The sequence below is a fragment of the [Mycoplasma] cavipharyngis genome, from assembly GCF_042984175.1.
In the GTDB taxonomy this organism is placed as follows: Bacteria; Bacillota_I; Bacilli_A; order Mycoplasmatales; family Mycoplasmoidaceae; genus Mycoplasma_N; species Mycoplasma_N cavipharyngis.
The window spans coordinates 622,572-638,787 of record NZ_CP155569.1 but is presented as its reverse complement, the minus strand read 5'-3'; the positions used below and the strand labels follow the sequence as shown (position 1 = coordinate 638,787).

15 protein-coding genes are annotated in these 16,216 nt (G+C 22.8%); 4 read left to right on the top strand and 11 right to left on the bottom strand.

The window, feature by feature from the left end; all coding sequences use genetic code 4:
- Positions 1 to 65 precede the first annotated feature (65 nt).
- Genes MCAV_RS02600 through rpmG form a run of 3 tightly spaced genes read right to left on the bottom strand, consistent with a single transcriptional unit; the run spans position 66 to position 1,749 of the window.
- A complete protein-coding gene (locus tag MCAV_RS02600) occupies positions 66 to 1,163 on the bottom strand; it encodes a hypothetical protein (RefSeq protein WP_391591578.1) in 1,098 nt (365 codons plus the stop codon).
- A gap of 46 nt (positions 1,164 to 1,209) precedes the next feature.
- Positions 1,210 to 1,593 carry a preprotein translocase subunit SecE gene (locus MCAV_RS02595; RefSeq protein ID WP_391591577.1) on the bottom strand — a complete coding sequence of 128 codons (384 nt, stop codon included), beginning with the start codon at positions 1,591 to 1,593 and terminating at the stop codon, positions 1,210 to 1,212.
- Positions 1,594 to 1,599: 6 nt separating this feature from the next.
- Complete coding sequence (rpmG, locus tag MCAV_RS02590) at positions 1,600 to 1,749, bottom strand: 50S ribosomal protein L33 (RefSeq protein ID WP_391591576.1); 150 nt, start codon at positions 1,747 to 1,749, stop codon at positions 1,600 to 1,602.
- 352 nt (positions 1,750 to 2,101) lie between these two features.
- On the opposite strand from rpmG, the gene MCAV_RS02585 reads away from it, so the two are divergent.
- Positions 2,102 to 2,962 carry a hypothetical protein gene (locus MCAV_RS02585; RefSeq protein WP_391591575.1) on the top strand — a complete coding sequence of 287 codons (861 nt, stop codon included), beginning with the start codon at positions 2,102 to 2,104 and terminating at the stop codon, positions 2,960 to 2,962.
- Positions 2,963 to 3,043: 81 nt separating this feature from the next.
- On the opposite strand, the gene MCAV_RS02580 is transcribed toward MCAV_RS02585, so the two are convergent.
- The 6 genes from MCAV_RS02580 to rpsF form a co-directional block, all read right to left on the bottom strand.
- Positions 3,044 to 3,733, bottom strand: a complete 690-nt coding sequence (locus MCAV_RS02580) for a ribulose-phosphate 3-epimerase (RefSeq protein ID WP_391591574.1) — start codon at positions 3,731 to 3,733, stop codon at positions 3,044 to 3,046.
- A 139-nt stretch (positions 3,734 to 3,872) separates the two neighbouring features.
- Positions 3,873 to 5,384, bottom strand: coding sequence for a hypothetical protein (locus MCAV_RS02575; protein WP_391591573.1), 1,512 nt, complete (start codon positions 5,382 to 5,384; stop codon positions 3,873 to 3,875).
- A gap of 80 nt (positions 5,385 to 5,464) precedes the next feature.
- A complete protein-coding gene (locus MCAV_RS02570) occupies positions 5,465 to 6,916 on the bottom strand; it encodes a replicative DNA helicase (RefSeq protein WP_391591572.1) in 1,452 nt (483 codons plus the stop codon).
- Positions 6,917 to 7,284: 368 nt separating this feature from the next.
- Positions 7,285 to 7,521 carry a 30S ribosomal protein S18 gene (gene rpsR / locus MCAV_RS02565; RefSeq protein ID WP_391591571.1) on the bottom strand — a complete coding sequence of 79 codons (237 nt, stop codon included), beginning with the start codon at positions 7,519 to 7,521 and terminating at the stop codon, positions 7,285 to 7,287.
- Between the two features lie 35 nt (positions 7,522 to 7,556).
- Positions 7,557 to 8,081: a single-stranded DNA-binding protein gene (locus tag MCAV_RS02560; RefSeq protein WP_391591570.1), complete on the bottom strand. Its 525-nt coding sequence runs from the start codon at positions 8,079 to 8,081 to the stop codon at positions 7,557 to 7,559.
- Between the two features lie 28 nt (positions 8,082 to 8,109).
- Positions 8,110 to 8,655: a 30S ribosomal protein S6 gene (gene rpsF, locus MCAV_RS02555; protein ID WP_391591569.1), complete on the bottom strand. Its 546-nt coding sequence runs from the start codon at positions 8,653 to 8,655 to the stop codon at positions 8,110 to 8,112.
- Positions 8,656 to 9,042: 387 nt separating this feature from the next.
- Here rpsF and MCAV_RS02550 point away from each other — a divergent pair, with 387 nt between their 5' ends.
- Genes MCAV_RS02550 through MCAV_RS02540 form a run of 3 tightly spaced genes read left to right on the top strand, consistent with a single transcriptional unit; the run spans position 9,043 to position 13,401 of the window.
- Complete coding sequence (locus tag MCAV_RS02550) at positions 9,043 to 10,608, top strand: ABC transporter ATP-binding protein (RefSeq protein WP_391591568.1); 1,566 nt, start codon at positions 9,043 to 9,045, stop codon at positions 10,606 to 10,608.
- 18 nt (positions 10,609 to 10,626) lie between these two features.
- Positions 10,627 to 12,456: a hypothetical protein gene (locus MCAV_RS02545; protein WP_391591567.1), complete on the top strand. Its 1,830-nt coding sequence runs from the start codon at positions 10,627 to 10,629 to the stop codon at positions 12,454 to 12,456.
- Between the two features lie 27 nt (positions 12,457 to 12,483).
- A complete protein-coding gene (locus tag MCAV_RS02540; protein ID WP_391591566.1) occupies positions 12,484 to 13,401 on the top strand; it encodes an ABC transporter permease in 918 nt (305 codons plus the stop codon).
- A gap of 506 nt (positions 13,402 to 13,907) precedes the next feature.
- Here MCAV_RS02540 and MCAV_RS02535 read toward each other — a convergent pair.
- On the bottom strand, positions 13,908 to 15,266 hold the full coding sequence (locus MCAV_RS02535) for an HDIG domain-containing metalloprotein (RefSeq protein ID WP_391591565.1): 1,359 nt from the start codon (positions 15,264 to 15,266) through the stop codon (positions 13,908 to 13,910).
- A 44-nt stretch (positions 15,267 to 15,310) separates the two neighbouring features.
- The gene (locus MCAV_RS02530) at positions 15,311 to 16,153 is read right to left on the bottom strand and encodes a hypothetical protein (protein ID WP_391591564.1); all 843 of its coding nucleotides are present in this window, start codon (positions 16,151 to 16,153) and stop codon (positions 15,311 to 15,313) included.
- Positions 16,154 to 16,216: the final 63 nt, after the last annotated feature.

The following is a 16,216-nucleotide window of genomic DNA, read 5'->3' as shown; positions in this document are numbered from 1 at the left end:
TTTTATTTTTGAAATAATTATATAATTTTGACCATAATTTCATTTATTATTTCAACCTTGTTTTTTTATTCAATTGTTTTAATATCTTTAGGATCAATTGCGATTTTATTACTACGACCCATCATTTCAATTTCAACAATTACTTCAGCTGACTTATCACGAATTTCTCTAACAATACCTTGCATATTTAGTTTAGTTAAAAAAACAACTTGATCGATTTTTAAATTAATTGGTTCAAATTGCTCTTCTAATTCATCATTAATTTCAGCTGCTAAAACTTCTGAACTAGCATCAATTAATGGTGTTTGATTTATTGGTTCATCTTGTATTAATTGATCATGATCAATTGATTGACTACTAACATGATCAATTGATTGACTACTAATTTGATCTAATGAATCATTAGATATAGAATGATCTTGATCTGAAGCATCATTAGCAACGTTATTATTAATCTCATTATTTGTTTTTGAAGTTTGAGCATCAGTTGTTTCAAAAATAATTGAACTAGTTCCCCGATTAAAACCACTATTTAATTTTTCTTGATCTAATTTAAATAAATAGCTTGCATCATTAGCACTAACAACATTAAAATCATATTTTGATAAATCTTCTTCATCAATTGTTGATTTTTTAATGTTAGTAATAACAACATTATCATGGACTTTATTAATTACTTGATCTGCTAAATGTTTTTCTAATAAGTATTTTTGCAAATCAGGTATTTCTTGATTTAAAAATTTTTCTGCCATATTTTGAAATTCATCATTTGAAATTACTTCAGGAATATTAGCAGTACCTAAAAAATGAGTTCCTGGAGCTCATGATAAAATACTTCGCATTATTTTTGGATCACCATTAGTAAGAATAAATATCATTCCTTGATATGGTTTTTCTTCACAAATTCGTATTCGAATGTAATTGCCATTGCGTAATCGAATTCATTGTGATTTTTTAGTAATTCGAAATGTTTTAGGCAATTTTTCACTACTAGGATGATATTCTTCAGATTCTTCAATTCGATATGATTTTAGAACAACAACATCATGAATTGCCTTATCAAGATTATATAAATCAACATGTTCTTTAATTGTTTTAGCAATTGTATCTTCATTACTAATGTGAGTTTTTAGTGCATATCAATAGTAATTATTTAAATTCATATTTAATTTTTTAAGTTAACCTTTTAAATTATTAAATTATTTTTAACTAAATTCTTTGTGCTATTGTTATAATCACATAAAATAAAACTGCAAATAAAATCGCAATAACAATTACAGTGATATAAGCTTCTCACAATTTTCGTCCTTTTAATCATGTTACGCGACTAAATTCTTTAACAATACCACTAAATAAAACTGTGGAACGATCAAAAAACACTTTGAATCATGCTCTAATCATAGAATCTTTTTTAGGTTTAGTATTAATTTTTTTGTTTTTATTAACACTTTTGACTTTATTTGTAGATTCTAAATCTGATTTTTTTGTTGTTGTTTGATTAATTTGTTCTTGTTGTAAAATTTTGTCTTGAATTAAATTAAAAGTTTTAATTTTATTTTTTTTATTTTTTTTAGCTAACTTAAAAACTTTCATGTGAGACTAACGGGTTTCTTTATGAATAACAGTTTTTTTACAAAATTTGCAATATTTAGACAACTCTAGACGATTGACACGATTAGTCGAAAATCTAAAGCGATAGTTACGACTTAAACATTGATCGCACACTAATATAACTTTTTTATTTTTCATCTAAAAATCCAACATTTTGTATTATTATGGTGATATTATCACATTGTTTATTAATTTATAATAAGATCTTATTTAAGTTATTATTTATATTTGATAACTTATTAATTCAATAATTAACATTATATCATTTTTTAAATTAAAAATGATACAGTTCTTTTGGTATAATCAAAAAACAGTTACCACCTTTAAAATAACTAGTTTTTAAATAAATTAATATTATCTTAATTATTATTTTTTAGAAGATAATAATGATTCAAAATTTATTACTTATTAATCAATTTTTAATTTTATTTGGGAATTTTATTTTTCAAAAAATATTAAAATAAAATGATAATAATAATTTAAATATCTTATGAACCAATTAAATCAAAATTTAGATTCAACAATTAAAACAGTTGAAAATAATCATCCAACTAAGAAATTTAAAATTCCTTTAAGTTTCATTAAAAATAAATCATTAGAAATTAGTAATGAAAAAGCTGATATTATTGCTAAATCAATTCCTAGTTTAAATACAAAAAAACGAATTGTTGTAACAGGATATACTTTGATTGCTTTATTAGCCTTTTTTAGTGCTATTTTTGTCATTTTCTATATGATTGCTGTTAGTTATTCATATGTGATTGGCATTGGTAGTAGATCGAATTTAACTGATTTTCCTAGTCGTTTGTTTTTTATTTTTAATACTAGTTTGTGAAATGATTTTGTTTTGAAAAACACGCCAACGTTTTATTCGTTTTTTCGTAATGTTCAAACTAATATTACTAGTGCCACTAGTTCTGATGGCTTAATTTTCGCAATTAGTTTTTATGTTAGTTTTTATAGTTTAATTGCTCATTTTGTTTTTCTAATAATGTTAGTTGTAATTTCAATTTATCAAAAAATTTTAAGAAACTTATTTATTGCAATTTTTTCACTAATTCCAATTATTGGAACTGTTTTATGTATTTATTATTTAGGTGTATTACATTTTGAACATACTTTTAAATATCAGAAAATCTTTAATAAAAATAATTTAAAAAATGTTCAAGATTTAAACTTAAAAGAACAATTAACAATATTAGAAGAATCAATTACTAATATTCAAAACAAATCAACTCCTATTATTGAATCTGATGAAAAACCATCAAGTGATTTGAATGATTTAGAGCAACAAAAAGAGACCAATTTAAAAACTGAAGCATTCAGTTATGAAAATCCAATTGGTGATTAAAGTTTTAGTTTTAATCCTAGAAAATAATAATCTTTTTATTAATTTAAGTCATTAATTAAATTAAAAAATAGAATTTTTTAATTATGATTCAGTTTGTTGAAAACCAATTTTTTGGTTTGCTAAAAATAATAAATTTTGATAAGTAGTTGTAAAATTAGTAGCATTCATTAAATATGTTCCTGTGACAAAAATATCAACTTCATTTTTAACTTGTGCAACAACATTTTGATTAACCCCACCATCTAAAACAATTTGAAAATGATAGTTGAACTCGTCTTTTAATTGTTTTAGTTGTTTTAATTTAGTTGTAGTATAAGAATGATATTTTTGTCCACCAAAACCAGGAGGAACCCCCATAACTAAAACAATGTCAACTTTTTTAAAATAAGGTAATAATTGGTGTAAATTAGCAAAATATTTAATAGCAATGCCTGCTTTAACTTCTTTTTTTGCTTTAATTAATGATAAAGCATAATCAATATTAGAACTAATATCAGCATCAGGATGAATCATAATTGCATTAACATTTTGAGTTAAATATTTTTGGGTTTGCTCAACAACGTTTTTAGTCATTAAATGAACAGCAACTTTCATGTTATTTTTAACAATTAAATCAATGTATTCTAAATCAAATGCTTTATTATTAACATAAATATGATCCATTACATCATAATGAATTCATGTTATACCATGATTAGCACACGTTTGTAATTGTTGTTCTATAATTTTAGGATTAAAGGCTAATAAAGATGGTTGAATAGTACGATCCATAAAAATAAAATTGCTTATTTATTATTGTTATTTAATTATTTAAGTTTTAATAATTATATTGTAAAGATCATTTTAATTTTATTGAACTAAATTAATTATTTTTATCAATAATTTTATTGATTCTAATTTTATTAAAATTCTATTTTACTGATGCAGTTGAATTTTTTTTAAAATTAGCTTTTAAAGTAGTTTCATCATCATGATTTAATCATTGGTTTGAATTAGTACTTGATTTTGATTTTTCAACATTATCATAATTGCTACTAAATTGAAAATCAGGGAAAAAACTAAATAATAAATCATTAACTTGTAATTTTTTCAAATTAGATCAATCAATCAAATTGTTAGACGGATCAACATTTTTAAAAGCATTAATTGTTGTACTAATTGAACTAATTAACTTATTGTTAGGAAAAAATAATTTAGTGTTAATAAAATGACTATAAGTATTTTGCACTAAAGCACGATCATTAACATTAAAAAATTTATCAGGGCTTAATTGATTAGTTAGTTTAATAATACTATCATCAAACAATTTATCTTGATTAGCTAAATTATTTCATGCTAAATTATCAGCACCAATAATGTTTAAAGTTTCAGAAGGTAAATTTGTATTAGTTGTTGTTTGGCTAGTGGAATTATTTTTGTTTGATGTCATAATCGTTTCAGGATCAATTACATTAGCTCAAATAGCATAATTTGCTAAACTAATATTAAAATTAGTATTAGTAAATTTTTGAAATTTTTTTGGAATTAAATTATTATTACCTTGAGCGTTAAAATAATTTTCAATCACATTAGAAGTTATTATTTGATTATTATCATATCTTTTAAAACGGAAATTATAACTTGAAGATTTAACATTGAATTTAACAAATTTTTGTGCTTGATTATTAATTGTTAAAATTTTTTCAATTAAATTATCACTGTTATTTTGAGTAGAATTAGAAGTTGTTGGTTTTTGATAAACAACAAATGATTTTTTATCAAAAGTTTGAAATTTAATAGCACTTAAATCACCTAAGTTAAAATAAATTGAATCAATGTCAAACTGAATTGCTTGAGGATGACCAGAAAAACCATTACCTTGTTTTAAAATATTAGAAATAGCAAAAGCAAATTGAAATGAAGCAAAAGCATTGTCATTTGCTGTTAGATTTTCAATTGTAGATTGTTGCACTAAATATTTTTCAATTGCATTTTTATCAGTTAATTCAATTGTATTATTCAATTGTTTATTGGTTGAATAAGTATAATAAGTTTTCAATAAATCAGAACGAGCTAAAATAGCATATTTTTGATACTTTAGTGCACCTGAAACAATATTAGTAAAAAAACTAGCTTTTAATTTTTTTTCAGGATCAGTAATTTTATTTAATTCTGAAACATTACCTGGATTATTTTCATCTTCAGGATTTTCATAATATAAATAACCAGTTAGATCATTAGGATTACCATAATTAATTCTTAGACGATATTGATGGTTTTTTATTGTTTGGTTTTCTTTTGTTTGATAAAACAAAATAGTGTCAACTGGACGACTAACAAGCCCTCCAGAACGACCACAAGCTGATAATAATAAGGAACTAATTAAGGTTAATATTGAACCAATTAAGATTTTAGAACGATTTTTTAAAAAACGAGAATTCATATTTGTATTTTTTTATTAGTTGTTAATTTTACTAAAATTAATTTTTAGGATTGTTAAATTTAATTAAATTGATTATTAAATTAAATAACATCATCAAATCTACCAGTTGCTTTATGAAAAATAAATTTAATTTGACCAACTTCACCATGACGATTTTTACCAATTTTTAATGTAATTTCAGGATCTAGATAATTTTTATGATTATCTTGATTTTCATCACTACTGCTAGTGTTTTTATCATTTTGATATAAAAACATCACAATATCAGCATCTTGTTCAATTGATCCTGATTCACGTAAATCTGATAAAACAGGTTCACGATCATCAGATTTACGCTCTTCTGATTTTCGGTTTAATTGGGCTAATGCTAAAATAGGAATGTCTAAATCATTTGCTAATGTTTTTAAATTACGAGAAATTAGAGCAATTTTTTGTTGAGCACTATAATTACTTGGTGCTTGATCACGAGTAACATTAATTAATTGCAAATAATCAACAATTACTAATTTCAAATCATATTCACGATTTCATGATTTGATCAAACCAATAATTTCATTAATTGTAATATCACTTCGATCACAAAATAAAATATTGCTATTTCTAATTTGATCCATTGATAAATTAATTAATCGTTTTTTATCTTCACTAAGTAATAAACCTTCTAATGGTTTTTTAACATCATTAAGAAGAATGTTAGCATGAATGGCGATCATTTTTTCTAATAATGATTCTTGATTCATTTCTAAAGAAAATAAACCAATTGCTCGTTTATTAGAATTTGTTGGATTAGCATTAAACATTAAAAAATTTAAGTTGTTCATTAATATGTTTAAAGCAAATGTTGTTTTACCAACACCAGGTCTTGCTGCTAAAATTAATAATTGACCACCAATTAAACCTTTAATTTTTCGATTTAAAATGGCATATCCAGTTTTTAGAAAACGATCACTAATATTATTATCAGCCAATGCTTGAGATACTAAATTTTCATAATCTTGAACTACATCATTTGCTGTTAAATAAGTTTTTTGCAATTGATTGGCTGTTAATTCTTCAAAATTTCTGACTCACTCTTGAGATAAATATTGCATTGAATCAATTGTAACATTAGTATTTTTAATTTTTAAACATAATTGATCAATTCTTTTTTTTAACTGAAATGTTTGTAAAATTTTAATTTCATCAGCTAAACTAAAAATAAAAATACCTGGATTAATTGAAGATAAATAAGCAATATTTTTAATTAGTTGAGGATCATTAACTTTATAAAAACTTTTTAATTCATTAGTTACAGTACTAATATTAACTGTAATTTTATTTGTTTCTAAATTTTTAATGCTTAAAAAAATTTTTTTAGCATATTCTGTTTCAAAAATATTGTAATTAATTTGCATTAATAAATCAGTTGTTGCAACTAATGAATATTCATAAATTAATGCACTTAAAATATTTTTTTCTGCTTGAATAATATCACTAAAATTAATCGTTTGCTTTTCATCATTAGGATGTTGATTAATATTAATTAAATTCATAAGCAATTATGCACTGATTTGAACCAAGCATTTAAAATATCAATAAGATTAGTTAGAAAACAAAGTTTAATTAAATATTGGTTCATTTTAAAGGTTTCATGATCTTTAATGATTAAATTGAAAAAAATGTTAATTAGCATTAATTTTTATGTCTAATTAGAAATAAAACGATTAATTTTTTATTTATTAATATGATTTTATCAATTTGTCTTATATTTTGTTTATAAATTAGTTATTAGTATTTTTTATAATAATAAAATAAAAATTTTTGATTAATTTATTTTTCATCCTAACAATTTTTTAAAATCGTTTCACTATCTTTTTATCAAAATAAGCAATTAAATAAATAGGTAATAAATTAAAAACAATTATTCAATCACAAAAGGTAAAAAAGCAACAATGCGCGCACGTTTGATCGCATTGGCAATTTGTCTTTGGTGTGAATTACAATTACCAGTAGTACGAACTCCTGAAATTTTATTATTTGGTTTTAAATAACGTTTTAAAAGTTCAATATCTTTATAATCAATATAAAATTGACCTTTTTTACATAATAAACAAATTTTTTTAGGTGACTTTTTTTTACGTTTTGGTTTTTTTAGCATAAACTTATATTTTTCTTTTTAAATCATTTTTTTAATTAATTATTATTTTGATCAGAAAATAATTCATCATAAATAGCAGAATCGTTATTATCATCTTCAGTATCAGGATCAAAATGTAATTTAGTTTTATTAACAATTTGTTGATCATCAATTGGAACACTAAAACTATCAAAGTTTTGTTCATTAATCGAACTATTATTGTAATTATGATCAATCGTTACATTACTATAATTAGTGTTAGAACGACGATTAGTAATTTGTAATTGACTAACATTAATTTCAGTAATATATACAACTTGTTTTTCATTATTAGTATATGAACGAACTGATAAATTACCTTCAACAAACACCCCATCGCCCTTACTTAAATATTTTTCAACTAAATCAGCCGTCTTTCTTCAAACAGTCATATGAAAATAATTAGATTGTGGCTGAGTGTTATTTTTAGTTGCTAATCCTGAACAAGCAACACAAATACGAGCATATTTAATGCCACTATTAGTAATTCCAAATTTTGGATCTTGGGCTAAATTGCCAATTAAATAAACTTTAGGTAACATATTTTTAATTTAATAGAAATCAAACTAATTATTCATCATTAGATGAATTTGATTTTAAAATCGCTTCTTGTTCTAAAGATTTAGTTGTTGTTGATTGGGTGTCTAAACCTTTATAATCGCGAATTTCGCGTTTTTTAGCTTCAACAACATTAGCCTTTTGAGTTTCACGTAACTCTTTAGCAAGCGCTTCACGTTGTTTGTTTTGTAAATATTCTTGATATTTTTTTTGTCGAAATTCAGCTGATTTGACTTTTTTAGGATTAGCTAAAGTTTTAAAAGCATAATTTTTTGTCACATTTACTAACAAATGTCTTAAAACGTGTTTGTTAATTGTAACTAATCGATTGAATTCAGCAATTGATTTTTGATCAGTAGTTGTAAAATTTAGTAAATAACGATGTCCAATCGTTTTTTTATTAATAGCATATGCTAATTGATCTGATCAAGTAACAGTTTGTGTCAAATTTTGACAATTATCTTCAGTGAATAAACTAGTTAAATTAGCAATTGATTTATTTGCTTCTTCTTGAGTTAATTCACCATTAACGACCAACATGATTTCATATTGACTCATATTTTTTAAAATGGTTTCCTTCTGGGTTCTCGCCCGTTAATTTGATATCATATTTTGAATGTAATAATAATGACGCAATAGGCTAAGGATGATAAAATGAAAATTAAACTAATAATTTTAATAAGTTTGTTCTAATAAATGATATTAAAACCACTTAATTTATAACCTTTTTATTGAGACAAATTCAATATTTATTGAACTTCTAACATTATACTATTTTTTATACTATTTTAAATAAGTTTTACTAAATTTTAATAGTTAGCAATAATCAACTTTGAAATTTAATTTTCTAAAACTGATTAAACTAAAAAAAATATTTCATTACTAATCTTATTATTTAACCTGTTACAATTATTAATAATTTAGATGTGATTCAAATTAAAAATAATGATGAACGAAAAAAATTTTGCTGTTGAATTTGTTGATTTAACTAAAGAATTTGATGGATTTGTTGCTAATAATAAAATTAATTTAGCAATTGAAAAAGGTAAAATTTTTGCTTTAATTGGAGAAAATGGTGCTGGAAAATCGACTTTAATGTCGATTCTGTTTGGATTGTATACTCCTAGTTTTGGTTATATTAAAATTAATGGTAAACGCGTTGAAATTAAGGATCCTAATATTGCTAATGATTTAAAAATTGGTATGGTTCACCAACATTTTAAATTAGTTGATCAATTTAGTAATTTAGAAAATATTGTTTTAGGATCAGAATATCATAAAAATAATTTCTTATACCAAAAACCTGCTATTGAAAAAATTAAGTTATTACAAAATAAATATCATTTACATTTTGATTTGCACCAAAAAACTGGTGATGCTACTATTGGAACACAACAAAAAGTAGAAATTATTAAAATGTTATATCGCAATTCAGAAATTTTAATTTTTGATGAGCCAACTGCTATTTTAACCCCACAAGAAATTGATGGGCTATTAAAAACAATGGTTGAATTTAAAAATGCGGGAAAAACAGTAATTTTTATTTCTCATAAATTAAAAGAATTAAAAAAAGTTGCTGATGCTGGTGCAGTAATTAGATTGGGCAATGTTGTTTTAAAAATTGATGATTTTGCTTCAGTAGATTTATCAACCATTTCTAAAGCAATGGTTGGTTCTGATTTAATTAGTAAAAAAACCAGTTCATTAGCAGATCATCATCAACAAAATTCAACTGCTGCTATTGCACCAACAATTTTAAAATTAGAAAATGTTTCAACTAAAGGAATTAAATTTTTAAATAATATTAGTTTAGAAGTTAAAGCGGGTGAAATTTTAGCAATTGCTGGAGTTGAAGGTAATGGTCAAGAAGAAATTGAATTTGTTATTAGTGGACTATTAAAATCCAAACATGGCAAAATTAGTTTTTATGATCCTGAAACTAAAACATTAAAAGATGTTAGTAAAAAATCAATTCAAAAAAGAAGAATAGCAGGACTTTCATACATTCCAAGTGATCGTCATAAGTATGGTTTAGTTTTAGATTTTAGTATTTTAGATAATACAATTATCAGACGTTTAGCAGATAAATTTTTAGTTAAATACAAAATTATTAATAAAAGAAAATTGCAAACACTTTATCAGAAAATTGCTAAAAAATATGATGTTCGAGGTGGAAAAGATGGTTATGCAATTGCAAGATCTTTATCAGGTGGTAATCAACAAAAAGCAATTGTTGGTCGTGAATTAATTAGTCCGCATCAAATTTTATTAATTTGTCAACCAACACGTGGTTTAGATATTGGTGCAATTGAAAACATTCATCAAGCAATATTAGAAGAAAAAGCGCAACAAAAAGCGATCTTATTAATTTCATATGAATTAGATGAAGTTTTAGCATTAGCAGATAATGTAGCTGTGATTAATAAAGGGCACTTATCAAATAAAATTCCTATTGATCAAATTGATCGTCACCAAATTGGTTTAATGATGGCTGGAATTGCTAAAGAATAAGATAATTATTAATATTTTATGAACCAATTACAAAATTTAAATTCAAAATTTAATCAAGCAATTAATCAATTTTGAAAAAAATGAGCTAATAAATACAATGTTAGTACAAGAAGAAAAGCGCACAATTTATTTTGAGCAATTATTTTTGGTTTAATTATTTCTGGTCTTTTTATCTCTTTTACTGGTAATAATCCATTTATTGTTTATATTGCTTTTTTTACAGTTTCTAGTCGGATTTTAAGTAATTTTTTATTGATTGTTATCGTATATATTCTTACTGGAATTGCAGTTGGGATTGGGTTTCAAGCTGGTTTGTTTAATATTGGAATTTCAGGACAAATGATGCTTTCAGGTGCTTTAGCAACATTATATATTGGTACTTTAGCATCTAATAATAACAGCAATATTTTAGTTAATAACCAACAATTATTTGTTGCTTTTTTAATCGCTTGTATTTCAGGCTTTTTCATTGCTGGATTAGTTGGCATTTTAAAAGCTTTTTTAAAAGTCAATGAAGTTGTTAGTACAATTTTATTAAACTGAATTGTTTATGAGTTTACTAAATTTTTATTTCGACAAGGTAGTGGTTTTGAAAGTGAATCTAGTGTTTCCCAATCTAAAACTCATAGTTTATTACCTTTTTATAATGAATTATCATTTTATATTATTGTCTTTTTTCTTTGTGTTGGTTTTGCAATTCTAGCTTATTTGTGAATGAAAAAAACAAAATATGGTTATGCTATAAAAATGGTGGGATTATCACCAACAGCAGGTCAGTATGCTGGGGTTAATGAACGTTGACTAACAATTGCCATTATGAGTTTTTCAGGTTTATTAGCTGGTATTTCTGGTTTTTTATATTATGTTATTTTTCAAAAAAATTTCAGTTATGCAGGTTTAAGTGGACCAATTAGTATTGGTTTTGATTCGATTGCAATTACAATGTTGGCTTATAATTCACCATTAGGCATTATTTTTAGTAGCTTTTTTTATGGTGTTTTTAATGTGGGTTCATCTGGATTACAATCAATTCAAGAATTAAACAAAAATTTAGATGCTAATACTTATTCAATTATTGTTGGTTTAATTATTTATTTTGTAGCAATGACTGCAGTTTTTGAAAAATTAAATTTATTGTTACTAATTTCTAAATTGTTTGGCAATTTATTTTTATTAAGGCAATCAAAAAATGGTTATTGATCAAAACAAGAAAAAGCGAAATTGTTATTAGAAACAAAAGATTTAAAAGAAAATTTAAAAAATGTTAAATCCAATCATGATAAATTAGTTTTAATTTTAAATCAGTTAGAAAAATGAGAAACGTTTTGGCATTTACAACTTTATGGTGTAATTCCAATTTATTATCGTTTGTGTTGGTGACGTTATTTAGCATATTATTATGAAATTAAATTAAATCAGCAAAAATTAAAAGCGAACGCTTCATTAATTAAAAATCTAAAAAAACAACAAAAGATCCAATGAGATCAATATCAAGCTTTAACTGCAGTAGAAGATCAAATTGCATTTTTAGATCAAATTCAAGATCAAAAAAATGAAATTCATAATCAACTAAGTAATTTAGGTTATTTTGACAAACAGCAAATTAAATCAAATTATCATATTTGAAAACAAGAAAAAAGAATTATTTTTAAAACTTATAAACAAGATGTTCGTTTAATCTTATCGCTTTATTGACAAATCAAATTTTTTGTTTCTTGAATGAAATTAAAAAAACAACCAATAACTAAAATAATCAAATTAGATCAAATTGAACAACTTAATTATCAGAAAATTTTAACTGAAAATCAAATCTCAGAAATCAATAAAATTAAGGTTTTAATTTCATAGAAAATTAAGAAAGCAATTATTAAATCAATGAATATTTTTACTGAAATTTTTAGTACGAGCATTTTATTTTTTTGTATTTTAGTAACAGCTGCGATTGCTGCTTTATTTAGTGAAAAAGTAGGCATTGTTAATATTGCTGTTAATGGTAATATGATTTTTAGTGCAGCATTTTTTGGTTTAGCTGCTCAATTGTTTAATACTAATAGTCCTTTGATCCAAATTGTTTTATATTTCATTGCGATTTGTTTTGGTATCTTATTTTCCATTTTACAAAATCTTTTAGTAATAAAATTAAAGGCTGATCAAATTGTTGCAGGAATTGCTATGAATTTATTAGGAGTTGGGATTGCTGTAATTTTGTTACAAATTGCTGGTACATCAAATAAATTTAATTTTTTAATTCCTGAATTAGCATTAGGTGAAGATTTTCAAAATTTAATTTCCTTAAAATTATTTCTTGTTTTAATCGTAATTGTCATTGCATGATTTTTTTTAAATAAAAGTCGATGAGGTTTAAGATTTAAATCAATTGGTGAAAACCCTAATGCTGCAGCTGTTGTTGGTATTAATGTTAATTCATATAAATGATTTGGTACGTTAATTTCAGGTGCATTATCAGGTTTAGCTGGAGCAATTTTTATGAATTATGTTGGTACTAATTTTGCTGCTAATGTTAAAGGTTTAGGTTTTTTAGGTTTAGCAATTTTAATTATTGGTCAATGAAGAATTATTTTAATTGTAATTGCAACTTTATTATTTAGTTTTTTATATGGTAGTGGAATAACTTTATCAACAGGTGTTGGTGAATTAAAATATCTTGAAAATTATAGTTCGTTTTTTATTATTATGCCTTATTTAATTACTATTATTGTATTAGCATTTAGTTCTAAAAATTCTAATGCACCAAAAGCATTAGGCTTAGTTTATCAAAAAGAAAAACGTTAAAATTTAATTATTCAAAATTAAAAATAGTGTTTTATCAATTAAATTATTACTATTTCTTAAAAAATTATTATAAAATATAAAATTAGTAATTGTTTTAATTGAAATTTAGTTTAATTTAATTAGTTTTAAAATAATAAAATTAAAATAATTAATTTTTAATCCAATTACTAAAAAAATATTATTTAAAATAAAAATTAATTGATCAAATTAATTGAGAAAGTAGTTTAATTAATGAACTCATGTTGTAATAATCAACATCACTGTCACTGTGATCAATGTCAATGTTGTAGTTGTAAATCTCACTGTTGTTCTTCTTCTGAAGTAAAACATTGTTGCTCAAATCATGAAGATAGTAGTGATGAAAAATGTGATTGTGAATGTCATACCAAAGATCACAGTCACTGTTGTTCTCATTAAGTAATTTTCAGTTTTATCATTTAAACCAAACTAAAAACTTTTTTCTTATTTCATAATTTATTTATGCTTAAGAGAAAAGTTTTTATTTTTTAACGAGTGTATTTGAATTGGTGATAAATATTACTATTGTTATTTTTATTTTTGTTTGATAAATAAAATTTAACAGGAAAATTACGATAAAACTTAACATTATTTAAAATTTTAATAATTTCTTTTTGACAAAAATCGCGATTATAAAGATCTTTAAAATCATAATTTAAATATATGTTTAAAATATTAGATCGAGATGAAATATCAAAAGTATTAATTCAATCAATTTTTTTTAAATGTTGACTAATAATAGTTTCAAAATTATTCCAACATATTTCAGAATTTAGCGAACGAGAATTACTAGCAGATAATCAATCTAGAATTCTAGCAATTAGATAAGAAATTGTTTTATCAGAATCTTTTAGTTTATTTTTTTTATCAAATAAAACCATATTATCACTAATTTCTGAATCTAAATTTGATTGTGAAATTATTTTATAACCTTCCAAATCATGATTATTATATTCAATTGAAGATTTACCAATATCATGAAAAAAAGCGATTTGTTTAACTATTTTAATTTTTGATTTATCTAAACCTAATTTATAACCTAAATATTGTGCCATTTCTGCAACTTCATGACAATGTTCAAAAACATTTTGGCCACTTGAAGATCGAAATATTAAAGTACCAATTAATTTTGCTAAATTTTGATCAATTCTTTTATTTGATAAATATTTTTTGAAATAGATTTTGCCAAAAGCAACAATTTTTTTATTTAAATTATTAATAATTTTTTTATGTAACTTAATGATTGTTTTTTCATTAATATTTTTTTTAGGTTTACTAATAATTTCAGTAAAAAAAATTTTTAAAGCATAAAAATTCATTTCAAAATTACGATTATCAAAATTGATATTAGTAATATCATTATTTTTAAAATTTTGTTGTTTTTGTTTTTCTAATTTATTTTTATTTGAATAAGAATTAGATGACACTAAAAAGAATTGTTTTTCTTTATCATTTTTAATTTCAATATTAATATCATTAAGATTGAAAACTTTTCTAATAATTTCCAAATTAGAATTTTTTTCACCCTTAATCAAATTGATTGTTTTCTCACCTTCAAAATTAACAATTTGATTTAAATATAATGGATCTTTTCAATTTGCAATTGGCAACAAATTAATTTCACATGGCTTTCAATGATAAGCTGTTTTTAATAATAGTTGATCAAAATTATTTAATTCTGATTTAATTTTTTCTAATTGTTTTTGATATTTTAATCTATTAGCTAAATTAAAATTATCATCTCAATTTTGATTAAAATGTTTAACTAAGATTTTTTTGAAAAAACGATCAAAAAAATATGATTTGATTCTAAAAATAAACTTCTTATAAATAATTTGTTGCTTCATTTCTGAATATGATTTTTTTAAACATAATTGATCAATTTGTGCTCTTAATTTTTAATAAAATAATTATAAATTCTTAAATGAACATAATCTAGAAGATCATTACAATTAATTGATTCACAATTAAGATTAATTAGTTCTAATCCTTGATAAATTATTGTATCTAATTTGTTTTGGTTAAATAATTGATTATCAAAAAAAAGATTTTTTGGAGCAATTAATTTTGTTTTAATTTCAATAATAGAATTAATGTATTTTTTTAATCGATCACAATTCAATAACAAATTTTGATCATATCCAATAAAAAAAATCAATCTTCCTAAATTTTTTATTAATTTTTCATCATTTTGTAATAAAGTATCAATTGTAAATATTTCTAAATATTTTGTTCCATAGAAAAGTAATAATTTTTCTAAATTAGATAAAATTTCAGTTCTTTTTTTATCAATTGAAATTGCAGTAATATTATTGTTATTTTTAATTATGTCATAAATAAAAATTCTAGCAGCTTGAACATTAATCAAATTTTCAAGATTAGATATATTATGAAAAAAATGAAAGATATTGATCTCGTTTTTTTCATTTTTATTCAAAGTATCAACTCAAATGTTTTTAATTTTAAATGCTTTAATAATAAAAAAAATATTTGTTCTTGAAGAACCTAAAATTTTACCAATAATATTATTTTCTTTAGCTAATTGATAATTAGGAATATCATTAATATAAAGCAACGTTCTTCAATTACGAATTTCCTTTTCTTTAAAATCATTTGATTTTATTTCAATCAGTTTTTGATAGGAATTTATTGCATTTTTTTTATTAAAATTTGTTTTATCATAAGTATTTTTAGAAATTAAATACTCAATAATTTGATCACTAAAAAAATTCAAAATCCCTTTGAAAAAAGAAATTTTGATTTTATTAAAAAACAACATTTTTAAATTTTATTAATT